The 22,165-nt window shown below is 69.7% G+C and carries 18 protein-coding genes; 7 read left to right on the forward strand and 11 right to left on the reverse strand.

The features are described 5' to 3' along the window. Positions 1–71 precede the first annotated feature (71 nt). From ruvB to ABD134_RS05330, 4 genes are all read right to left on the reverse strand, one after another. Positions 72–1,187: a Holliday junction branch migration DNA helicase RuvB gene (gene ruvB, locus ABD134_RS05315; protein ID WP_344227326.1), complete on the reverse strand. Its 1,116-nt coding sequence runs from the start codon at positions 1,185–1,187 to the stop codon at positions 72–74. 10 nt (positions 1,188–1,197) lie between these two features. Then, positions 1,198–1,836 carry a Holliday junction branch migration protein RuvA gene (ruvA, locus tag ABD134_RS05320; protein ID WP_344227719.1) on the reverse strand — a complete coding sequence of 213 codons (639 nt, stop codon included), beginning with the start codon at positions 1,834–1,836 and terminating at the stop codon, positions 1,198–1,200. Positions 1,837–1,941: 105 nt separating this feature from the next. Further along, positions 1,942–2,598 (reverse strand): crossover junction endodeoxyribonuclease RuvC, encoded by a 657-nt coding sequence (gene ruvC / locus ABD134_RS05325; protein ID WP_344227720.1) that lies wholly within the window; start codon positions 2,596–2,598, stop codon positions 1,942–1,944. A 52-nt stretch (positions 2,599–2,650) separates the two neighbouring features. Continuing rightward, a complete protein-coding gene (locus tag ABD134_RS05330) occupies positions 2,651–3,406 on the reverse strand; it encodes a YebC/PmpR family DNA-binding transcriptional regulator (RefSeq protein ID WP_344227328.1) in 756 nt (251 codons plus the stop codon). Between the two features lie 236 nt (positions 3,407–3,642). Here ABD134_RS05330 and ABD134_RS05335 point away from each other — a divergent pair, with 236 nt between their 5' ends. Then, the gene (locus ABD134_RS05335) at positions 3,643–5,691 is read left to right on the forward strand and encodes a M3 family metallopeptidase (protein WP_344227330.1); all 2,049 of its coding nucleotides are present in this window, start codon (positions 3,643–3,645) and stop codon (positions 5,689–5,691) included. Between the two features lie 22 nt (positions 5,692–5,713). On the opposite strand, the gene ABD134_RS05340 is transcribed toward ABD134_RS05335, so the two are convergent. Beyond that, entirely contained in the window at positions 5,714–7,039 is a 1,326-nt protein-coding gene (locus tag ABD134_RS05340) for an alpha/beta hydrolase family protein (protein ID WP_344227331.1), read from the reverse strand. A 208-nt stretch (positions 7,040–7,247) separates the two neighbouring features. On the opposite strand from ABD134_RS05340, the gene msrB reads away from it, so the two are divergent. The 6 genes from msrB (at position 7,248) to ABD134_RS05370 (ending at position 13,613) form a co-directional block, all read left to right on the forward strand. Beyond that, positions 7,248–7,739 (forward strand): peptide-methionine (R)-S-oxide reductase MsrB, encoded by a 492-nt coding sequence (gene msrB, locus ABD134_RS05345; protein WP_378108337.1) that lies wholly within the window; start codon positions 7,248–7,250, stop codon positions 7,737–7,739. Then, complete coding sequence (locus ABD134_RS05350) at positions 7,736–8,809, forward strand: threonine aldolase family protein (protein ID WP_344227335.1); 1,074 nt, start codon at positions 7,736–7,738, stop codon at positions 8,807–8,809. The genes msrB and ABD134_RS05350 overlap by 4 nt, the downstream gene beginning before the upstream one ends. Positions 8,810–8,864: 55 nt before the next feature. Next, positions 8,865–9,467 carry a DUF3000 domain-containing protein gene (locus ABD134_RS05355; RefSeq protein ID WP_344227337.1) on the forward strand — a complete coding sequence of 201 codons (603 nt, stop codon included), beginning with the start codon at positions 8,865–8,867 and terminating at the stop codon, positions 9,465–9,467. A 37-nt stretch (positions 9,468–9,504) separates the two neighbouring features. Next, on the forward strand, positions 9,505–10,737 hold the full coding sequence (locus tag ABD134_RS05360; RefSeq protein WP_344227721.1) for an HRDC domain-containing protein: 1,233 nt from the start codon (positions 9,505–9,507) through the stop codon (positions 10,735–10,737). 76 nt (positions 10,738–10,813) lie between these two features. Next, the gene (locus tag ABD134_RS05365) at positions 10,814–13,003 is read left to right on the forward strand and encodes a 3-hydroxyacyl-CoA dehydrogenase NAD-binding domain-containing protein (protein WP_344227339.1); all 2,190 of its coding nucleotides are present in this window, start codon (positions 10,814–10,816) and stop codon (positions 13,001–13,003) included. An 85-nt stretch (positions 13,004–13,088) separates the two neighbouring features. After that, on the forward strand, positions 13,089–13,613 hold the full coding sequence (locus ABD134_RS05370; RefSeq protein WP_344227341.1) for a QcrA and Rieske domain-containing protein: 525 nt from the start codon (positions 13,089–13,091) through the stop codon (positions 13,611–13,613). Between the two features lie 29 nt (positions 13,614–13,642). On the opposite strand, the gene ABD134_RS05375 is transcribed toward ABD134_RS05370, so the two are convergent. The 6 genes from ABD134_RS05375 to ABD134_RS05400 all read right to left on the reverse strand — a co-directional run bounded on the left by ABD134_RS05375 (position 13,643) and on the right by ABD134_RS05400 (position 22,151). Next, positions 13,643–13,975: a PLDc N-terminal domain-containing protein gene (locus ABD134_RS05375; protein ID WP_344227343.1), complete on the reverse strand. Its 333-nt coding sequence runs from the start codon at positions 13,973–13,975 to the stop codon at positions 13,643–13,645. After that, on the reverse strand, positions 13,975–14,949 hold the full coding sequence (locus ABD134_RS05380; protein ID WP_344227345.1) for an aldo/keto reductase: 975 nt from the start codon (positions 14,947–14,949) through the stop codon (positions 13,975–13,977). The genes ABD134_RS05375 and ABD134_RS05380 overlap by 1 nt, the downstream gene beginning before the upstream one ends. A 64-nt stretch (positions 14,950–15,013) precedes the next feature. Next, positions 15,014–15,502: a hypothetical protein gene (locus tag ABD134_RS05385; RefSeq protein ID WP_344227722.1), complete on the reverse strand. Its 489-nt coding sequence runs from the start codon at positions 15,500–15,502 to the stop codon at positions 15,014–15,016. A 5-nt stretch (positions 15,503–15,507) separates the two neighbouring features. After that, on the reverse strand, positions 15,508–17,544 hold the full coding sequence (dxs, locus tag ABD134_RS05390; RefSeq protein ID WP_344227347.1) for a 1-deoxy-D-xylulose-5-phosphate synthase: 2,037 nt from the start codon (positions 17,542–17,544) through the stop codon (positions 15,508–15,510). Between the two features lie 153 nt (positions 17,545–17,697). Beyond that, complete coding sequence (gene acnA, locus ABD134_RS05395) at positions 17,698–20,397, reverse strand: aconitate hydratase AcnA (protein ID WP_344227349.1); 2,700 nt, start codon at positions 20,395–20,397, stop codon at positions 17,698–17,700. Between the two features lie 287 nt (positions 20,398–20,684). Further along, complete coding sequence (locus ABD134_RS05400) at positions 20,685–22,151, reverse strand: class I SAM-dependent RNA methyltransferase (RefSeq protein ID WP_344227351.1); 1,467 nt, start codon at positions 22,149–22,151, stop codon at positions 20,685–20,687. Between the last annotated feature and the right edge of the window lie 14 nt (positions 22,152–22,165).

Below are 22,165 nucleotides of genomic sequence, written 5' to 3' on the forward strand. Positions count from 1 at the left end.
CACCGATTTCCCAGAACCACGTCGAACGCGGGGACAGAAGTCAGGATGCGGGTTCAGGGACCGATCCGGGCTCAGGGATCAAACAGCGTGTCGACTTCGTCGGCACTGTCCGGCCGGTTGGAGTCCGCACCGGCATCCGTCGGCGTCGGCACCATCCAGAAGGCCGCCCCCGGAGAGTCGGGGGGCGGGACCAGGCCCAGGTGCTCCCAGGCGGCCGGCATGGCGATCCGGCCCCGAGGGGTCCGCCCCAACAGGCCCTCGCGCACCAAGAAGGGCTCGGCCACGGTCTCCACCGTCTCGGTCTCCTCCCCCACGGCGATGGCCAGCGTGGACAGGCCCACCGGTCCCCCGGCGAATTTGCGGCACAGTGCCTCGAGCACAGAACGGTCGAGACGGTCCAGGCCCTTCTCATCCACCTCATACATCTCCAAGGCGGCGGAGGCGGCGCGCGAGTCCACCTGGTCCAGCCCGCCGACCAGGGCCCAGTCGCGCACCCGGCGCAGCAGCCGGTTGGCGATGCGCGGCGTCCCGCGGGAGCGGCTGGCGATCTGGGTGAACCCCGCGGAGTTGACCTTCATGTCCAGCAACAGGGCGGACCGGCGCAGCACCAGCTCCAGTTCCTCGGTGCTGTAGAACTCGAGGTGGCCGGTGAAGCCGAAGCGGTCACGGAGCGGCCCGGGCAGCAGCCCGGCGCGGGTGGTGGCTCCCACCAGCGTGAAGGGCGGGATCTCCAGGGGGATGGAGGTGGCACCGGCCCCCTTGCCGACCACGATGTCCACCCGGAAGTCCTCCATGGCCATGTAGAGCATCTCCTCGGCCGGACGGGACATCCGGTGGATCTCGTCCAGGAAGAGCACCTCTCCCTCCGTCAGGGAGGACAGGATGGCGGCCAGGTCACCGGCGTGCTGGATGGCCGGGCCGGATGAGATCCGCAGGGGCGCGTTCATCTCCCCGGCGATGATCATGGCCAGCGTGGTCTTGCCGAGGCCGGGCGGTCCGGACATCAACACGTGGTCAGCGGTGCGGCCGCGCAGCCGGGCGGCCTCCAAGACCAGTGAGAGCTGCCGGCGGACCCGCTGTTGACCGACGAAGTCGTCGAGGTTCTTGGGACGCAGGGCGGCCTCGAGTTCCCGCTCCTCACCTTCAGCTGCCCCGGCCACGAGCCGTCCGTCTGGCTGTTGCGTCATGCTCTACCTCCTACCGGCCCGACCGGGCGGACTGCCCCTGGCCGAGGTGGCGCAGCGTGGACTTGAGTACGCTGGCCACGGTGCCGGACTCCTCGAGTTCGGGCTCATGCCGGATGGTGTCCCGGACTGCCTTCTCGGCGTCCTTCTCCGTCCAGCCTAAGCCGGTCAGCGCCTCCAGGACGCGGTCCATCCACGGCATCGAGCCGGCCAGGGCTGGTTGATCCTCGGCCCCGGAGGCCGGCGCGCCGGTGGGCACGAGCTTGTCCGTCAGCTCCAGGACGATGCGACGCGCGCCCTTGGGGCCGATGCCCGGGACCTTGGTGAAGGCCTTGTCGTCCCCCGTGGACGCCGCCACGCGAACCGTCTCCGGATCATGGACCGCCAGCACGGCTAGGGCCAGCCGGGGGCCGACGCCGGAGACCCCGAGCAGCACCTCGAAGACGTCCCTCTCGTCCTCCGTGGCGAAGCCGAACAGGGTCATCGAGTCCTCACGCACCACCATGGAGGTCAGGACTCGCCCGGCCTCCCCCAGGTGGAGCCCGGCCAGCGTCTGCGGGGTGGCGGAGAACCGCATACCGAAGCCGGACACGGTGAGGACGGCGTGGTTCAACGCCACGGATTCCACGGTGCCGGTCAGGGACGAAATCATGCTCAACTCGCTCTTCTCGGATTGGCAATGGAACTACAGCCGGACGGGGGCCGGACCGCCGCCCGGTTCGAACGTATCTACGAAGACCCTAGCCCATAGCGGGATTCAGATCCGGGAACCGCCGTTCCAGCCCTTCGCGCCCCGGCTTCGCTGTTCGGCAGCGAGCCAGGCCTGCTGAGCCGGCGTCGATCCCCCGGTGCGGCGGCCGCCGGAACCGCCGGCCGGCGTCGGGAAGCGCGATGCGCGCTGGGGGCTGGTGAGGTTGCCCGTCTCCAGCCCGCGCCCCATCAACCCGCCGCGCCACGCGTGGGTAATGGCCAGGGCGAGCGCATCGGCGGCATCGGCGGGCTTGGGCGGGGCGTCGAGGCGCAGGATCCTGGTGACCATGGCAGTGACCTGGTCCTTACCCGCGGTGCCGCTGCCGGTGACCGCGGCCTTCACCTCGGAGGGAGTGTGGAGCGCCACTGGAATGCCGCGCCGGGCGGCCGCCGCGATGACCACGCCGGAGGCCTGGGCGGTACCCATCACGGTCGGCGTGTTGTTCTGCGCGAACATGCGCTCCACGGCCACGTGGTCCGGGCTGTGGCGGTCGAGCCACTCGTTGATGGCCTCGTCGATGGCGAGCAGCCGCAGGTCGAGGGACTGTTCGGCCGGGGAGCCGACGACCGTCACCGCCACCAGCGTTGCGGTGCGGTTGGGCGCGACGTCCACCACGGCAATGCCGCAGCGGGTCAGACCCGGGTCGACACCGAACACCCGCAGAGGTTTCGGTGCCCGGCGTGCTGCGCTCCCGGGGCTGAGGGTCAAGGGCGGATCAGTCCTCGTCCAGCTGGGCGAGGACCTCCGGGGAGATGTCCACGTTGGAGTAGACGCTTTGCACGTCGTCCAGGTCCTCCAGCGCGTCCTCCAGGTTGAAGTATGTCTTGGCGCCCTTGGCGTCCAGGTCCACCTTCATGGTGGCCACGAACTCCATCTCGTCCGTGTCGTATTCGATCCCGGCCTCTTCCAGGGCGGTGGCCACGGCCCGCAGGTCGGAGGGGTCGCACAGGATCTCGAAGGAGTCCCCCGACTGCATGACCTCCTCGGCGCCGGCGTCCAGCACCGCCATCAGGATGTCGTCCTCGGCGTGCCCCTCGGCCGGCAACCGGACCAGGCCGGTGCGGTTGAACAGGAAGGCCACAGAGCCCGAGTCGGCCATGGTGCCGCCACTGCGGGTCACCGCGGTGCGGACCTCGGCGGCGGCGCGGTTCTTGTTGTCCGTCAAGCACTCGACCATGAGGGCGGATCCCTGCGGCCCGCGAACCTCGTAGATGATCTCCGTGTACTCGATGACCTCACCGGTCAGGCCGGCGCCGCGCTTGATAGCACGCTCGATGTTGTCATTGGGCACAGACTGCTTCTTGGCCTTGGTGACCGCCAGCTCGAGGGCGGGATTGCCGTCCAGGTCGGGACCTCCGGCGCGGGCCGCCACCTCGATGCCCTTGACGTACTTGGCGAAGGCCTTGGCGCGCCGGGCGTCGATGATGGCCTTCTTGTGCTTGGTGGTCGCCCACTTGGAATGCCCTGACACGTGTTCTCCTCTCCGCGCCGACCGCGCCTGAGCACGGCCCGCATCGGCTGTTGGTGATGATCGGGTTCGTCCTGGTCCGGGCGCCACTGCGCCGGGCCCTGCCGCTGCCGGCAGAAGTCTGGCTTCGATTCTACGGGAGGAGCCGCCGGTGCCCCCGTCCGTGCGGGACACGGTGCGGACAACCCGTTCTCCCGGACCCTGTCCAGCGGACCCCAGATATGAAACAGTTGCTGACTATGACGACCGACACCTCCTCCGCCACCGGCACCAACCCCCTCCTGGCGCCGTCCCCGCTGCCCTATGGGCTCCCCGACTTCGCTACCCTCGACGACGAGCACTTCCTCCCCGCCTTCCGTGCAGGCATGGCCGAGCATCGCGCCCAACTCGAGGCGATCACCGCGGATCCCGCCGAGCCGACGTTCGAGAACACCTTTCTCGCCTTCGAGCGTTCCGGGCAGCTGCTGCGCCGGGTACATCAGGTCTTCTCCAACCTGGTAGCCGCCGACGGCACCGAGGTCCGGCAGGAGATCGACGAGGAGATCAGCCCCGAGTTATCCGCCCACTGGGACGCCATCCACCTCGACGCGGCCCTCTACAGCCGGCTGGCGAGAGTGGATCTGGATAGCAACGGCGGGCTGGAGGCAGAGGACCGCCGGCTGGCCGAGGAGACCCTCAAGACCTTCCGGCTACTCGGCGCCGACCTCGACCGAGAGGCGAAGGTGCGTCTGGCGGCCATCAATGAGCGACTCGCCGTGCTGTCCTCCCAGTACGGGCGTCGCATGGTCGCGGAGAACACCGCCTCGGCCGTCTGGTTCGGTTCCGCCGAGGAGGTGGCCGGGCTCTCGGAGCAGGACCTCGCCTCAGCTGCCGCCGCGGCCCGAAACGCCGGGCACGACGCCGGCTACCTCCTGACGCTGTCCATGTTCACCTCCCAGCCCTGGTTGGAGACCCTCGAGAACCCGGAGTCGCGCCGCCGCGTCCACGAGTCCGCCTGGCAGCGCGGCACCACCCCGGGTGAGAACTTCGCCCTCGACCTGGCCGTGGAGCAGGCCGGCCTGCGCGCCGAGAAGGCTGGCCTGCTGGGTTTCTCCAGCTGGGCCGACTATGCGCTGCAGGACCGGACCGCCCCGAGCCTGGACGCCGTCCGCGATCTGCTGGCCCGGATCATCCCGGCGGCCACCGCGAACGCCCGAAGGGAGAAGGCCGAGATCGAGGCCGAGGCCGGCCACCCGGTTCAGGCCTGGGACTGGCCCTTCTACGCGGCCCGTATCGAGCGGGAGAGGTACCGGGTGGACACTTCCGCCCTGCGCTCCTACTTCGAGCTGGACCGGGTGCTCACCGAGGGCGTGTTCGCCGCCGCGACGGCCCTGTACGGCATCACCTTCCGCGAGCGCCCCGACCTGCAGGGGTATCAGGCGGATGTCCGTGTCTGGGAGGTGCGGGAGGCCGATGGCACCGGGCTCGGGTTGTTCGTCGGCGATTTCTTCACCCGCCCCACGAAGTCCGGCGGAGCCTGGATGAACTCGTTCCGGGAGGCGTCCACGTTCTTCGGCGAGCGCCCGGTGGTGAGCAACAACCTGAACATCCCGAGACCGGCGGCCGGCGAACCGGCGTTGCTGACGGTGGACCAGGTGAACACCCTGTTCCACGAGTTCGGCCACGCCCTGCACGGCCTGCTGTCCTCCGGCCGGTACGCCACCCTGGCCGGAACCGCCGTTCCCCGCGACTTTGTGGAGTTCCCCTCGCAGGTCAACGAGATGTGGATGTACTGGCCGGAGATCGTCTCCGCCTACGCACGGCATGTGGGAACCGGTGAGACGATCGACCCGGACGTGCTGGCGGCGATCGAGGCCTCCTCCCTGTGGGGCGAGGGCTTCCGCACCACGGAGTACCTCGGGGCGACCATGCTGGACCTCGCGTGGCACTCCCTGGCACCGGGCACCACGGTGGAGGATCCGCTGGCCTTCGAGGTTGATCAGCTGCGGGCGGCCGGTTTGGACCCGGATCTTGTGGCTCCCCGGTACCGCTCGAGCTACTTCAAGCACATCTTCGGCGGCGGGTACGCCGCCGGTTACTACTCCTACCTCTGGTCCGAGGTCCTGGACGCGGACACCGTGGAGTGGTTCCGTGCCCACGGCGGGCTGAGCCGGGAGAACGGTGAGCGATTCCGCTCTGAGTTGCTCGCCCGCGGCAACACGCGTGACCCGATGGAGTCCTACCGCCGTTTCCGCGGCGGCGAGGCGGACCCGGAGCACCTGTTGCGGCGCCGGGGGCTGCTCAGCTGACCCTCTCATCTGAGGAGCCGGGCTAGGTGGTCAATTGGGCCAGTCCGGGACGCGGTGACGTCAGCACGGCGTGCAGCCACAGGCGGGCCGCGTGGTCCCACTTCTCGGGGTCCACGTTCCACTCACGGGTGTGGCGCGCCAGATGGAACCGGACGAAGGTGACCAGTTGCGGGACCTTGGCGGCGAGCTCCATGGACGGTCCCACCGGAACGAAGTCGTCGTCCTCCGAGTGGAGGATGAGGGTCGGCACCCGCAGGTGGTCCGCCCGGGACAGCCAGTCCATCGCCTTGAGATCCACGGGCGCGGCGAGTCCGGTGGCCCACCGTCCGGCCTTGTTGCTCATGAGCCACTGCCCCAGCCGGCCCACCGCGTCCGGCAGCCGGTTCAGCCGGGCCTGGTGCGCCAGCACGTCGATCCAGTTGATGACGGGCCCGTCCAGGACCATGGCGGCGACCATCGACGACAGCTCGGAGCGGTCCGCCATCTGCAGGCACACGGCCCCACCCATGGACCAGCCGAACAGGACCACCTCGCGGGCGCCCTGTTCGAGCGCATAGGCCACGGCCGCCTCGACGTCCTTCCACTCCGTGCTGCCCAGGCCGTAGCGACCGTCCCCGGCCGCCGGCGCCTCCCCGTCGTTGCGGTAGGAGATCAGCAGCGAGGTCATCCCCAGGGCCCGGGCCGTTCCGATGGCCCTGATGCCCTCAGCCCGCTTGGAGCCCCGGCCGTGGACCATGATGGCCCACACGCCCTCCCCGGCGAGCCGGGGTGCGAGGCGTGCGGCGTCATCGACTGCCGGGGACGGTTCCGGGCGGACGAGCCAGGCGGGGGCCGTGCCGTTCTCGACCGGGATCCTCACGTCCTCGGTCTCGTAGCCTCGGGTACGCGGCTCGGGGTAGACGAATCCGGTCCACCGGCCACGGACGGCCCGGTGCAGGTCACCGCTGTAGACCTCCTCGACCTCCCGCTGGACCGTGCCGTCGCGTGGGTCGAACGAGGTCACCGCACCGATGCGCGCGGTCCCGGCGCCGCCGTCGAACACCAGGGAGTAGGTCCCGGGGACGGTGGTCTCCGCCGTCACGGGCAGGATGATCTCCAGGCCGGAGGCCCCCTGCACCACGGCCAGGACCTCGAGGTCCTCGGCCGGGGTCTTGACGGGGGTGACCACGGTACGGGCGAAGAGGCCCGCCAGCCCGGACACGGTCCCGGCCGCCACCGAGCCGGCCACGACTCCGCCCACGGCGGCAAGGGAGGACCACCGCATGACCGGTTCGGCCTGGCCGATGGACTTCTGGATCTTGGTGCGGCGGCTCGCCGAACGGGATGAGCGGGAAGGGCGGGAAGTCATGCCCCATTCTGTCCATGTCCGGCTCACCTTTGCCAGCCGGGTACCCGGATGGCTGCAGAGGGACCGCCACGAGGACCGCCGCGGTGTTGCCGTGACTGCGTGCGGACGGTGCGGCGCGTGCCGGCCGATGCCCGGCGACTGACCTGAGACCGCCCTGAGACCGTCCTGAGACTCCCGGGGCGGAAACAATGGGGCAGTTCGTGGTGTTATGGCTGTCATGAGCGATACCCCCCTTTCCTCCTCCCCCGCCGACCAGCCAGACCGGGCCCCGAATGCCCCGGGCACCCCGGATCCCGCCGCCCGGAACCGTTCGGACGCCGAATGGCGCGAGCGGCTCAGTCCCGAGGAATTCCAGGTCCTCCGCCAGGCCGGCACCGAACGGCCCTTCACGGGCGAGTACTGGGATGCCACGACAGAGGGCATCTACGCGTGCCGGGCCTGCGGGACCGAGTTGTTCCGCTCGGAGGCGAAGTTCGACGCCAACTGCGGTTGGCCCTCCTTCTTCGCACCCCTGGCCGAGGACCGCGTCGAGTACATCCGGGATACCGCCCTGGGCATGGAACGCATCGAGGTCCGCTGTGCCAACTGCGGCTCCCACATGGGACACGTCTTCCAGGGCGAGGGCTTCGACACGCCCACGGACCTGCGCTACTGCATGAATTCCGTCTCCCTGACGCTCCAGCCGAAGACCGACGCGTGAGGGGCTTCGCCTCGGACAACTACGCGGGAGTCCACCCTGAGGTCCTGGCGGCCCTCGGTCAGGCCAACGTGGACCATGAGCCGGCATACGGTGACGATTCCTGGACCGCGCGCCTCCAGGGCCTGGTCCGCTCCGAGTTCGGCGAGCAGGCAGAGGCCTTCCCGGTCTTCAACGGCACGGGCGCCAACGTCCTGGCGCTGCAGGCCCTGCTCCCACCGTGGGGAGCCGTGATCTGCGCCGAATCCGCCCACATCCACCAGGATGAGGGCGGCGCCCCCGAGCGCATCGCCCACACCAAGCTCTACACGGTCCCCACGGAGGACGGGAAGCTGACCCCGGAGCTGATCGACCTCCAGGCCCACGGGGTCGGCTTCGTGCACCGGGCCCAGCCGGCCGTCGTCGAGATCGCCCAGGTCACCGAATTGGGCACGGTCTACACGGCGGAGGAGGTCCGTACCGTCACGGACCATGCCCACTCCCGGGGGATGTCCGTCTACATGGACGGGGCGCGGCTGGCGAACGCCGCTGCCGCCCTGGGGTCCTCCCTGCGCTCCTTCACCGTGGACGCCGGCGTGGACGTGGTGTCCTTCGGCGGTACCAAGAACGGTGCCCTGGGCGCCGAGATGGTGGTGGTCCTGAATCCCGACGCCGTCCTGTCCGGCCCCGGGGGCCGGCGCCACGAGGGTGCGGCCCAGGCAGTGGGCTACCTGCGCAAGGCCTCCATGCAGCTCGCCTCGAAGATGCGCTTCGTCTCCGCCCAGCTGGTCGCCCTGCTCACCGACGAGCTGTGGCTGCGCTCAGCCCGGCATGCGAACACCATGGCAGCCCGGCTCGCCGCCGGGGCCGGTGCACTGGACGGCGTCACCCTCACCCAGACGCCCCAGGCGAACCAGGTCCTGGCGGTCCTGGATCCCACGGTCGCGGCTGACGTGCGGACCGACTACCCCTTCTACGACTGGGACGTCCCCCGGAATGAGGTGCGTTGGATGACGTCCTGGGACACCACCGAGCAGGACGTCGACGGCTTCGTGTCCGCCCTGTCCGCAGCCCTCGCCGGGGCGCGCGTGTAGCCGGCCACGGCGCGCCGCCCCAGGATCCAGCGGGGGCGGCTTTAACCTTGGTTGCGTGACTGCCCTTGGCCACCGCTCCGCAGAGACGCGACGCCTTCCCGGAGAGTTCCGTGAGGCGTTGTCAGGGTTGCGCCGTGCTCAGCACCGGCAGGAGATCACCCTGGACGAGATCCCCGCTCCGGGGCGTCTCGCCCCGTTTGCCGTGGCCCTGGCGGCCGAGGTCCACGATCCGACGGTGGAGGGCCGGCCCGAGCTGGCCACCGGCAGGTTCGTCCTGTTGCACGATCCCGCCGGGTCCCCGGTGTGGAAGGGCACGTTCCGGGTGGTGACCTATATCCGGGCGTCGCTGGAGTCCGATCTCGGCAATGATCCCATGGTCGGCGCCGTGGCCTGGACCTGGTTGGTGGAGGCCCTCGAGACCCACCGGGCCCGCTACACGGAGGCCGGCGGGACCGCCACCCGGGTGCTGTCCGAGAGCTTCGGCGGCCTGGCCACCCGTCCGGACACCATCGACATCGAATTGCGGGCCTCCTGGACACCCGAGGGCCCGGACAGCACCGATCATCTGGAGGCCTGGGCGGACATGGTCTGTGCCTTCGCCGGGCTGCCGCCGGTCCCGGACGGTGTCACACCCTTGCCGCGTATCAGGAGGAACTGACATCACTGCGGACACCAGCGCCACCCCGGAAGAGGACCTGACGGAGGCCACCGCCTCCGAACCGCCCCGGCTCCTCACCGAGCCGGCCGGCGGCATTCCCTTCGTCACGGACTCCCGCCAGGAGCTGGAGCGGTGTGCTCGGCTCCTGAAGGCCGGCACCGGCCCCGTGGCCGTGGACGCCGAACGGGCCTCAGGTTTCCGCTACGGCCAGCGGGCCTTCCTGATCCAGATCAAGCGCGAGGGTGCCGGGATCTGGCTCATCGACCCCGAGGCCTTCGAGGACCTGGAGATCATCCAGGACTCCCTGAGAGGAGTCGAGTGGATCCTGCATGCGGCCAGTCAGGACCTGCCCTGTCTCGCCGAGCTGGGGATGTGGCCGGACCGGTTGTTCGACACCGAGCTGGCCGGGCGTCTACTCGGACTGCCCCGCGTGGGGCTCGCCTCCGTCCTGGAACAGCTCCTCGGGGTGACCCTGGCGAAGGAGCACTCCGCCGCGGACTGGTCCAAGCGGCCGCTGCCGGAGGACTGGATGCGGTACGCCGCTCTGGACGTGGAGCTGCTGGTCGAGCTGCGGGCCGCGATGATCACGATGCTGACCGAGGCCGGCAAGCTGGACTGGGCGAACCAGGAGTTCGAGGCCATCCGCAAGGCACCGCTGCCCGGCCCACGCAAAGACCCCTGGCGACGCACCTCGGGCATGCACCGATTGCGCAAACCGGAACAGCTCGCCGTGGTGCGGGAGCTCTGGGAGACCCGGGAGGCCCTGGCCCAGAACCGGGATGTGGCGCCCGGACGCCTGATCCCGGACGCCGCGATCGTGGCCGCCGCCGCCAGCCAGCCGACCACCGTGCCCGCCCTGCTGAAGACGCAGGGTTTCCACGGCCGGGCCGCCGCCAAGGAGGGCCCCCGCTGGATCCGGGCCATCCAGGCAGGGCAGGCCGCCGCGCGGACCAAGGCCGGCCTGCCCCCGCTGCACCTGCCGAATGACGGCCCGCCCCCGCCGCGCGCCTGGCGGGACCGCAACCCGCTGGCCGACCGCCGACTGAAGACGGCGAAGGCCTGGGTCGGCAACAGGGCCGAGGAGCTGGAACTGCCCACGGAGAACCTCCTGACGCCGGACACCCTGCGCCGGCTGTGCTGGACTCCTCCGGAGACCATCGATCTGGACTCGGTCTCAGCCGCCCTGGCCGGACTCGGCGCCCGGCCGTGGCAGGTCACGGCCGTGGCACCGATCGTGACGGTGGCGCTGCTGGACCCCGACCCAACCTGAAACTCAGTCCCCTATTCGCTGGTCACGAGTTCCGATACGATGGCGTAGACGCCCGTCCCTCCCACTCAGGAGCAGCATGTCCGAGCCAGTCGTCCCGACGTCCACCACCGACGCGAACGGAGACCGGTTCGCGCCGTACCGCGGCCTCGCCGCGAGATTCCCGGACGAGGTCCTCACACGGGCCACGGTGACGGACATCGATCTTTCCGACGGCGCCGGGACCCTGGCGCTGTTGGTCCTGGACAATGACGCCGGGCCCCGGCGTCCCACGACCCTGGGTCCGAATTCCCTGATCGGGATCGGCCAGGTGCTCGAGGCCCAGGCCGAACGGGCACACCGCGGCGAGATCACCGCCGTCGCCATCACCGGGAAGGCCGGCTTCCTGGTCGCCGGTGCGGACCTGGGGACCATCAACCGGCTCACCGACCCTCAGGACGGCGTCCTGCTGGGCCGGCTCGGGCACGAGGTCTACAACGGCCTGTCCGACTTCCCGGTACCCTCCTTCGCGTTCATCAACGGTGTGGCGCTCGGCGGCGGTCTGGAGATCGCCCTGGCGGCCAACTACCGCACCGTGTCCTCCGCCGCGAAGGGCCTGGGCCTGCCCGAGGCCTTCATCGGCCTGGTCCCCGGCTGGGGCGGCGTGTGGAAGACCCCGCGGCTCACCGGCCCGAAGGACGCCTTAACGGTGATGATCAAGAACCCGCTGGCGAACAACCGCAACATCGACGGCCGCACCGCCTACCGCATCGGCCTGGCGGACGCGGTCTTCGACCCCGCCGCCGATCCTGCCGATACGGCCGTGTTCATCGAGGCCTCGACGGCGTGGGCAGCTCGGATACTGACCGGGGACGCCGGCACCGTGGCCGCGTTGGAGCAGCACCGGGACCGCGACCACTCCGACCAGGCCTGGGACGAGGCCATCGCCGAGGGCCAGGCAATCGTGGCTGCCAAGACCGGCGGATACGTGCCGGCACCGGCGAAGGCCATGGAGCTCTTCGCCGCCGGCCGTCACTGGACCCGGGAGGAATCAGCCGCCGCCGAGGCCGCCGCCCTGGGTGAGCTGATGCTGACCCCCGAGTTCGCCCACACCGTCTACGCCTTCCTGGACGTGGTCCAGAAGCGCTCCAAGAAGCCGGCTGGCGCCCCCTCCCCGGAGCTGGCCCGTCCGGTTCAGAAGGTCGGCGTGGTGGGTGCCGGCCTCATGGCCGGCCAGCTGGCGCTGGTCTTCGCGCAGAGGCTGAACGTCCCCGTGGTCTTGACGGATGTGGACCAGGCCCGCGTGGACCGCGGCGTCGGCCACGTGCACGGTCAGGTGGAGACGCTGGTGGCCAAGGGCAAGCTGAGCGCCGAACAGGGCGGGCAGCTGAAGGCCCTCGTCACCGGATCCGTCTCCAAGGACGTCTACGCGGATGCCGACCTGGTGATCGAGGCCGTCTTCGAGGAGATGGGGGTCAAGAAGGCCGTGCTGGCCGAGGTCGAGGCCGTCGTCAGGCCCGGGTGCATCCTGGCCACCAACACCTCCTCCCTGTCCGTGACGGAGATGGCCTCCGGACTGGAACATCCCGAGCGGCTGGTCGGCTTCCACTTCTTCAACCCGGTGGCGGTGATGCCCCTGGTGGAGATCGTGCGCGGGCCGGCCACCACGGACGCGGTACTGGCCACCGCCTTCGCCACCGCCCGGGGTCTGGGCAAGACCGCCGTGCTGGTGCAAGATGCCGCCGCCTTCGTGGTCAACCGCATCCTGCTGCGGATGCTGGGCGAGGTCCAGCACTCCTTCGACCAGGGCACGGACGCCACCGTGGCGGACCACGCCCTGGATCCGATGGCGCTGCCGATGACGCCGTTCACGCTGCTGTCCATGGTGGGCATCCCCGTGGCCCAGCACGTCACCGAGTCTCTCAACACCGCCTTCGGGGACGAGCGGTTCCCGGTCTCGAAGAACCTGCAGTCACTGATCGACGCCGGCATCACGTCCCTGTGGGCGAAGGGCGAGGACGGCCAGGAGGCCATCCCCTCCGAGACCCTGGCGGTCCTGGAGTTCGGCGACTCCCCCGAGACGGACGAGGGGCTGCTGATCAGGGTGCAGGACGCCCTGGCCCAGGAGATCGGTCTCATGCTGGACGAGGGTGTCGTGGCGGATGCCGAGGACATCGACCTCTGCATGATCCTCGGGGCCGGCTGGCCGATGCATCTGGGCGGCATCACCCCGTACCTCGATCAGGTGGGCGCCTCCGAGCGGGTCAACGGCCGGCGGTTCCACGCCTGACGGTCGCCACGCGGGGCATCACGAGGGCGGCCGACACCGCCACGGGCTGCTCGCCGTTCGGCCACGGACGGCGGATAATGGAGGGATGACTTCCGCTCACCAGGCCTCCACCGGAGCCGCCGGACCGCAGGACCAGCACGACGCCGGCGCCCCCTGTGACGGTTGCGGACCCTCCCGCAGGTCTTTCCTGGAACGCGGCACGCTGCTCGGCGCGGTGGGGGTGGCCGGCACCCTCGGACTGACGGCGTGCACGGATGAGATCCGCGCCGAGGACAACGCCCCCTCACATCACGTGGGCGGCTCCCCGACTCCGGCTATCGACCTGGCAGACCTGCCCGTCGGTGGGATGACCAGCGTCATGGTCGAGGGTCGGACCCTTTTGATCAGCCGACCGGCGGAGGACGAGGTGCATGCCTTCTCGGCCGTCTGCACGCACCAGGGCTGCACCGTGGCTCCCGCCACCGAGAACGGCGAGGAGGTCTTCGCTTGCCCCTGCCACGGTTCGCACTTCGACGTGGCCACCGGGGCACCCTACGGCGGACCGGCGCAGAAGCCACTGACCGAGTACACCGCCACCGTGGACGGTGACCGCGTCCTCGTGACCCTGTAGGTGGCGCTGGGCTATCAAACGCCGGCGGACTAGTTGCCCGCGGTCGGGCGCCGCGGCGGATTCACGACGATCTCGCGGCTGTTGGGGTCCCAGGACGGCTGCTCGGTCTTGCGCCGCGGGTAGTAGTAGAACCGCCACCACAGCCACACCGCCGGCCCCAGGACGGGCAGCAGGAACATCAGGAAGGCCCACGGGATGCGCCGTCCCGGGTCCAGGGGTGAGTGGGACAGGGAGACCAGGGACCACACCAGCATCCCGACCACGGCGATGACCACGATCCAGAGCAGGATCTCCACGGCGTTGAGGCCGAACGTCGGCCCGGCGGCGCCGACGACAACTGCTCCCAGGAGAGTGGATCCCACTAGAACAGGGCGATCTTCGGGGCGGCCGGAAAGATGCCGTCCAGCTCGGCCCGCTCGTCGTCCGTGGGCACCCAGCGGATGGCCTCGGCGTTCTGACGGACCTGCTCCGGCCGGGTGGCCCCGGCGATCACGGAGGCGACCGGTTCCTGGGCGGCCAGCCAGGAGAAGGCGAGGTCCACCTCGGACAGCCCCCGGTCCCGGGCGAACTCACCGTACCGCGCGAGCTGGTCCAGGTCCGCGTCCGAGACCAGGTGCTGGCGGCTGTGCGTCAGCCTCGACCCCTCGGGCGCCCGGCCGGACGAGTACTTGCCCGTGAGCAGGCCGTTGGCCAGCGGGAAGTACGGCAGCACCCCGAGCCCGAAGGCCCTCGCTGCGGGCAGGACCTCGAGCTCGGCGCGGCGGTCCAGCAGGTTGTAGTGGTTCTGGGCGGAGATGAACTTCTCGGTCCCGAGCTCGCGGGCCACGAACTCGGCCTCGGCGATCTGCCACCCCGCCCGGTTGGAATGACCGAGGTACCGCACCTTGCCTGAGCGCACCAGGTCGTCCAGGGCCGAGAGTGTCTCCTCGATTGGCGTCGCATCGTCCGGAGTGTGGAACTGGTACAGGTCGATCCAGTCCGTGCCCAGCCGCCGCAGCGAGGCCTCCACGGCCTTGACGATGTACCGGCGCGAGCCGCGGGCCCCGAAGTCGTTCCCGTTGACGCCACCCATGTCCATGCCGAACTTGGTGGCCAGCACGATCTCCTCGCGCCGGGCCCCGAGGGCCCGGCCCAGCCGCTCCTCGCTCAGGCCGGGGCTCGCCCCGTAGGTGTCCGCCACGTCGAACAGGGTCACCCCGGCGTCCAGGGCCGCATGCACGACGGCGTCCGTCCCCTCCTGGCTCTTCGTCACGGTGCCGGGGCGGCCGAGGTTGTTGCACCCCAGCCCGACGACGGAGACGGACAGGCCTGAGCGCCCGAGACGGCGGTGTTCCATGGAATTCAATCCTTCGAGTGATGTGGTCGGCGTGCCACGGCGAGAGGGCCGCAGCAGCGTCGATTCAGCGGGAGGTGGTGACGCGGGAGGGCTGGACGCCCGCGAACTTGGTGGCGGCCGGGATCTCGGCGGCAGCCTTGCGTGGGTGCGGCGTGGCCACATCGAACACCACGCGGCCGGACTCCGCGCGCTCGTCCACGACCTCACCCAGGCCGCGCCAGGCCAGCTGATTGGTGATCTCTCCGCGCAGCTTGGCTACCAGGGTGGTCTCCACGGCCGTCGGCTCTGCGCCCTTCAGCCGGTAGTACACCTCGAAATGCTTCGATTCGTCCGCCGGGAGCACGGCGAAGCCGTCCTCCGCGCACTGCGCGGCGAAGCCGGCGAGCAGCTGCTCGCCGGTGGCGTCGTCCGGGACCTGCTCGGCCGACGTCGTTCCCGTGCTGCCGATCCGGCCGTGGTGGACCACGACCTCCCCGCTGCCGGGCTCGAACCATGCCTCGCGGTAGTCCAGACGCTGCTGGCCGTCCTGCTCGGTCCGCCGGTAGGTACGCACAATGCTCAAGACTTGCCCTTCGTTGACGGGATCTGCCCCGTGTTGTCATCCTTGCCGCCGATGTCCCCGGCCGCCCGGACCTGGCTCATCTGGCCCGTCAGGGGCCGCGCGAACGGCACCTTCGTGCCGAGTACCTGCGCCACCGTGTCCTGGGCGATCCGCCGCGCCGTCAGGCCGGTGCGCTCGAGCACCTGGTCCCGGGAGGCGTGGGCCAGGAACTCCACCGGCAGGCCGACCTCGTTGAGCGCCGTGTCCACGCCGCGGGCGCGCATCTCCTGTCGGATCCGCGAGCCGACGCCGCCGGCCTTCACACCGTCCTCGATGCAGACGACGATCCGGTGGCGGGCGGCCATCTCGATCACGGATTCCTGCACAGGCAGCACCCACCGCGGATCGATGACGGCGGCGGAGATCCCCTGGTCGGCCAGCCGGGCGGCCACGTCCAGGCCGAGCTCGGCCATGGTCCCGACGGCGACGATCAGCACGTCGCGTTCGGTCCCGGGCTCCTCTGAGGCCCCTCCCAGGCGGACCAGCACGTCCACGCCGTCCGCGAGCCGCTCCAGCGCGGCGATCTCCGGTCCCACGGATCCCTTCGAGAACCGCACGACCGTGGGCGCATCCTCCACGGACACGGCTTCGCGTAGTTCCTCCCGGAGCCGCTGGGCGTCCCGGGGTGCGGCGATGCGCAGGGTGGGAACAGACTGCAGCAGGGCCAAGTCCCACATGCCGTGGTGGCTGGGCCCGTCCGGTCCCGTGACGCCGGCCCGGTCCAGGACGAACGTGACCCCGGCCCGGTGCAAGCCGACGTCCATCAGGACCTGGTCGAAGGCGCGGTTGAGGAAGGTGGCATACACGGCGACCACGGGATGCAGCCCGCCGAAGGCCATGCCGGCGGCCGAGGTGACGGCATGCTGCTCGGCGATCCCGACGTCGTAGACGCGTCGCGGATGCCTCTCGGCCATGAGCCCCAGGCCGACGGGGATCTTCATGGCCGCGGTGATGGCCACGATGTCCTCGCGCTCGTCCGCGATCGCGCAGATCTCCTGACCGAACACGGACGTCCAGGAGGGGCCGGAGCTGGAGGCCACCGGTTCGCCCGTCTCCGGGTCGATCTTGCCGATGGCGTGGAACTGGTCGTCCTGGTGGGCCACCGCCGGGGCATAGCCATGGCCCTTCTCCGTCATGGCATGCACGATGACGGGGCCGGCGTAGTTCTTGGCGTCCGCCAGCGCCTCCTCGAGCTCTGCCTGGTCGTGTCCGTTGATCGGACCGATGTACTTCATCCCCAGGTCCTCGAACAGGCCCTGCGGAGCCCACCAGTCCTTGATGCCCTTCTTCGTGGCATGCAGGGACTTGTACACGAACCGCCCGGCCGTTCCGGAGGTCTGCAGCCGGGACTTCCAGAAGTCGAGGGTGTCCTCGTAGGTGCGGTGGGTCCGGAGCTTGTCCAGGAACGCCCGGCGCAGCCCCGAGAGCTGGTTGGCGAGCCCGCCGACGGTGGGCGCGTAGGAGCGTCCGTTGTCATTGACCACGATCACGACGCGCCGGTCGCGATCCGCGGCGATGTTGTTGATGGCCTCCCAGGCCATGCCACCGGTCAGGGCACCATCTCCGATCACGGCCACCACGGAACGGTCTCCGTCCCCACGCAGGGACCAGGCCCGCGAGATCCCGTCCGCCCAGGACAGGGACGAGGAGGCGTGGGAGGACTCCACCACGTCATGCACGGACTCGCCGCGGTCCCCGTAGCCGGAGAGCCCGCCCTCCTGGCGCAGCGTGGAGAAGTTCTGGCGACCGGTGACGAGCTTGTGCACGTAGGACTGGTGCCCGGTGTCGAAGATCACGGCGTCCCGGGGCGAGTCGAAGACCCGGTGGATCGCCAGGGTCAGCTCGACCACACCGAGGTTGGGCCCGAGGTGGCCGCCGGTGCGGGAGACGGTGGCGATGAGGAAGCTGCGGATCTCCTCGGCCAACTGCCGCAACTGACCACCGGTGAGTCGGGTGAGGTCCTGCGGGGTATGGATGGTTTCGAGAAGGCCCACGGGCAAGCGGTCCTTTCGGCCGGGGAAGAACTTGGTCCCACCAGAATACCGCGCGGCGGGGACCACCAGAGGACGAAGGGCCGGACCCCCACACGGGGTCCGGCCCTTCGTCCTCTTACAGCCGGTCCCCCGGTGCGGGGAGCCGGCGGACGATCACTTGGTCGCGATCTGCCTCAGCACGTACTGCAGGATGCCGCCGTTGCGGTAGTAGTCGGCCTCACCGGGGGTGTCGATGCGGACGACCGCGTCGAACTCGGTGACCTTGCCGTTCTGGTGCGTGGCCGTGACCTTGACGGTCTTCGGGGTGGTGCCCTCGTTCAGGGCGGTCACGCCGGAGATGGCGAAGGTCTCGGTACCGTCCAGGCCGAGGGTGTCCGCGGACTCGCCCTCAGGGAACTGCAGCGGCAGCACGCCCATGCCGATCAGGTTCGAGCGGTGGATGCGCTCGAAGGACTGGGTGATGACAGCCTTGACGCCCAGCAGCGCGGTGCCCTTGGCGGCCCAGTCGCGGGACGAGCCGGAACCGTACTCCTTGCCGGCCAGGATGACCAGCGGGGTGCCGGCGGCCTGGTAGTTCTGGGCGGCGTCGTAGACGTAGGCCTGCGGGGCGCCGTCCTGGGTGAAGTCACGGGTGAAGCCGCCCTCCACACCGTCCAGGAGCTGGTTCTTGATGCGGATGTTCGCGAACGTACCGCGGATCATCACCTCGTGGTTACCACGGCGGGAGCCGTAGGAGTTGAAGTCCTTGCGCTCCACGCCGTTCTCCAGCAGGTACCTTCCGGCCGGGGTGTCCGACTTGAAGGAACCTGCCGGGGAGATGTGGTCGGTGGTCACGGAGTCGCCGAGCTTGAGCAACACCCGGGCGCCTTCGATGTCCTGGACCGGCTCCGGCTGTGCCTGCATGCCCTCGAAGTACGGGGGCTTGCGGACGTAGGTCGATTCGGCGTCCCACGCGAAGGTGTCGCCCTCAGGAGTCGAGAGCGCCTGCCAACGGTGGTCACCATCGAAGATGGTGCCGTACTCGCGGGTGAACATCTCGGTGTCGATCGAGCGGTCGATGATCTGCTGCACTTCGGTCGGGTCCGGCCAGATGTCCTTCAGGAACACGTCCTGGCCTTCGGCATCCTGGCCCAGGGGCTGGTTGTCGAAGTCGAAGTCCATGGTGCCGGCCAGGGCGTAGGCGACCACCAGCGGCGGCGAGGCCAGGTAGTTCATCTTGACGTCCGGGTTGATGCGGCCCTCGAAGTTGCGGTTGCCCGATAGCACCGAGGTCACGGACAGGTCGTTGTCCTGGATGGCCTGCGAGACCTCAGACTCCAGCGGACCGGAGTTGCCGATGCAGGTGGTGCAGCCGTAGCCCACGATGTGGAAGCCCAGGGCCTCCAGGTGCGGGATGAGGCCGGACTTCTCGTAGTACTCGGTGACGACTCGGGAGCCGGGAGCCACGGAGGTCTTCACCCAGGGCTTCGACGCGAGGCCCTTCTCCACGGCGTTGCGGGCCAGCACGGCGGCGGCCATCATCACCGAGGGGTTGGAGGTGTTGGTGCAGGAGGTGATGGAGGCGATCGAGACGGCGCCGTGGTCCAGCTGGAACTCACGGCCGTCCTCCATGGCCACGTCCACCGACTTGGACGGACGGCCGGAACCGGCTTCATCCTCCGTGGCGTAGTTGTGGATGTCCTTGCGGAACTGGTCCTTGGCATCGGTCAGCTGGATGCGGTCCTGCGGGCGCTTCGGGCCGGAGATCGAGGGCACCACGGTGCCCAGGTCCAACTCGAGGTACTCGGAGTAGTGCACTTCCGCGGAGGCGTCGTGCCAGAGGCCCTGTTCCTTGGTGTATGCCTCGACGAGGGCGATGTTCTCCTCGGAGCGACCGGTCAGGCGCAGGTAGTCCAGGGTGATCTGGTCGATCGGGAACATGGCGGCGGTGGAGCCGAACTCCGGGGACATGTTGCCGATGGTGGCGCGGTTGGCCAGCGGCACGGAGCCGACGCCTTCACCGTAGAACTCGACGAATTTGCCGACCACGCCATGCTGGCGCAGCATCTCGGTGATGGTCAGGACCACATCGGTGGCGGTGGCGCCGGCCGGGATGGAACCGGTCAGCTTGAAGCCGACGACGCGCGGGATGAGCATGGAGACCGGCTGGCCGAGCATCGCTGCCTCGGCCTCGATGCCGCCCACTCCCCAGCCCAGCACACCCAGGCCGTTGACCATGGTGGTGTGGGAGTCGGTGCCGACACAGGAATCCGGGTAGGCACGGAGGACACCGTCCACATCTCGGGTCATGACGGTGCGCGCCAGGTTCTCGATGTTGACCTGGTGGACGATGCCCATGCCCGGGGGGACGACCTTGAAGTCGTCGAAGGCGGTCTGGCCCCACCGCAGGAACTGGTACCGCTCACCGTTGCGCTGGTACTCGATGTCCATGTTGCGCTCGATCGCCTGCTCATTGCCAAAGGAGTCGATCTGCACGGAGTGGTCGATCACGAGCTCAGCCGGGGCCAGCGGGTTCACCCGGTTGGCATCGCCGCCGAGATCCTTGATGGCCTCACGCATGGTCGCCAGGTCCACGACGCAGGGCACGCCGGTGAAGTCCTGCATGAGGACGCGTGCGGGGGTGAACTGGATCTCGGTGTCCGGCTGCGCGGTCGGGTCCCAGGACGCCAGCGCTCGCACGTGGTCGGCGGTGATATTGGCGCCGTCCTCGGTGCGGAGCAGGTTCTCCAACAGGACCTTCAAGGAATAGGGCAGCTTCTCGGCACCCTCCACCTTGTTGAGCCGGAAAATCTCGTATTCGGCGCCATTGACGTCCAGGACGCCCTTGGAGCCGAAGCTGTCAACAGTAGTCACGGAGGACTCCTCTTCCCGCCCTGGGTCAGGGCGATTGGCCGGTCTTGAGTGCCATTGCCGTGCCACCGGGCGTCCCGTACCGCGTGCGGGCGGTAAGGGACCGGTGGTGGCGGCCACATGCCGAACCTGGGCCGAAGTCTGACGACTCCGTCACAGGGGGCTCGGTCACCATCCTATCCCGAGGGACGGCAGGATCCCGCGCTTCACCCGCCCAGAAGTCGTGCGTGACGGGGAGATTTGTGGCGTTCTTGACGGAGCCGCATGTTCTCTTGACTCCGGCACCGCGGTCAGGACTTCGTGAGGAGCGCCACGGATTCCATGTGGTGGGTGTCCGGGTAGAGGTCGTAGACGTCGACCTTCGCCGCGGTCCAGCCGGCCTGGGACAACAGCCCCAGGTCGCGGGCGAAGGACGCGGGATCGCAGGACACGTAGACGATCCTCTCCGGGTCCAGTCGGTGGATCCGCTCCACGGCCGTCTTGCCGGCGCCCGCCCGGGGCGGGTCCAACACCACCGTGTCGACCGAACGTCCGCCCAGGCCGCAGTCGGCGACCGGCTCGTCCGGCTTGGACAGCCAGCCGCCCAGGACCCGGTCCGTCATGCCGTTGAGGACGGCTGCCTGGGTGACCCCGTGCAGGTTGCGCCGGGCGTCCCTGCTGGCTCCCGGTGCGGCCTCCACGGACAGCACCAGCCCCTCGGTCCCGACCGCGTCAGCCAGGAACGCGGAAAACAGTCCGGCACCGGCGTATAGGTCGGCGATGACCTGTCCTGGCTGCGGATCTGCCGCCGCGAGCACGGCGTCGACCAGCATGGAGGGAGCGGAACGATGGACCTGCCAGAAGCCGTCCCCGGTGATCCGGAAGGCATGTTCTGACCCGCCGGCGCCGGCCACCGACTCCTGGGTCCAGGTCCGGCCGCGCAGGCGGTGTAACTCCGGCCGGTCGTTCGGGTTCTCTCCCGGTACGATCAGCGACACGGAAGTGCCCTCCGGCAGCCGGCTGGTCTGCCGGTGCATTCGGCCGCCCAGCTGGGACAGATCGGCACCGTCGGCAGGGGTGAGCAGCACCAGGGCCGGCTCGCCGGAGGCGGGCGTGGCCACGTCCACCCGGGAGAGACCGGTGAAGTCCACTTCCCAGAGCTTGAGGGCATCCAGGCCCGGCACCCCGAGGGGCATGTTGCGGACCGGCACCAGCACGGTGGAGCGGTGCGCGTGCATGGCCAGCCGACCGGTGGGTGTCACGGCGAAGGCGTTGCGGGTGCGCCAGTGCAGCCCGGATGGATCATCCCCCGGCGCCCCGGTGACGTGCACCTCGAGTTGCAGCCCGGCGATCCGGGCCACGGTGTCCCGGAACACCTGAGCCTTGAGGCGCCGTTGGTGTGGCAGCACGATGTGCCCGTACTCGGCACCGCCCACGGGTAGCCGGCCGGCGGCGTGCGCACGCAGGGAGTCGGCCAGCTTCCACTGGTGGGTCCGGCGGAATTCGGAGCCGTGAAGCACCTCGACGGTGTCGGCACGCCAGAACCGGGCTCCCTCCCCCGCCTCGGTCACGACGGCGCGGACCACCTCGCCGGGGATGGTGTGGCGGACGAACACCACTCGACCTTCATGCCGGGCGACGCAGTGGCCTCCGTGGGCCATCGGCCCGGCCTCGAGTTCGAGGATCTGGGGTATCTCCGGCAACCCGGCCGCCCCGGATGCACCGTGCACCGGTTGGCGGGCTACGTCAACATTGCTGGTGTCGCGGATGGTGGTCATCCTCGCCGTCCTCC

The sequence above is a fragment of the Citricoccus alkalitolerans genome (assembly GCF_039528175.1).
Classification (GTDB): Bacteria; Actinomycetota; Actinomycetes; order Actinomycetales; family Micrococcaceae; genus Citricoccus; species Citricoccus alkalitolerans.

Excerpts from the sequence above, each read along its gene's own strand:
- ruvB (WP_344227326.1), bottom strand. The coding sequence starts at position 1,187 with ATGACGCAACAGCCAGACGGACGGCTCGTGGCCGGGGCAGCTGAAGGT.
- ruvA (WP_344227719.1), bottom strand. The coding sequence starts at position 1,836 with ATGATTTCGTCCCTGACCGGCACCGTGGAATCCGTGGCGTTGAACCAC.
- ABD134_RS05335 (WP_344227330.1), top strand. The coding sequence starts at position 3,643 with ATGACGACCGACACCTCCTCCGCCACCGGCACCAACCCCCTCCTGGCG.
- ABD134_RS05340 (WP_344227331.1), bottom strand. The coding sequence starts at position 7,039 with ATGACTTCCCGCCCTTCCCGCTCATCCCGTTCGGCGAGCCGCCGCACC.
- msrB (WP_378108337.1), top strand. The coding sequence starts at position 7,248 with ATGGCTGTCATGAGCGATACCCCCCTTTCCTCCTCCCCCGCCGACCAG.
- ABD134_RS05365 (WP_344227339.1), top strand. The coding sequence starts at position 10,814 with ATGTCCGAGCCAGTCGTCCCGACGTCCACCACCGACGCGAACGGAGAC.
- ABD134_RS05370 (WP_344227341.1), top strand. The coding sequence starts at position 13,089 with ATGACTTCCGCTCACCAGGCCTCCACCGGAGCCGCCGGACCGCAGGAC.
- ABD134_RS05380 (WP_344227345.1), bottom strand. The coding sequence starts at position 14,949 with ATGGAACACCGCCGTCTCGGGCGCTCAGGCCTGTCCGTCTCCGTCGTC.
- ABD134_RS05400 (WP_344227351.1), bottom strand. The coding sequence starts at position 22,151 with ATGACCACCATCCGCGACACCAGCAATGTTGACGTAGCCCGCCAACCG.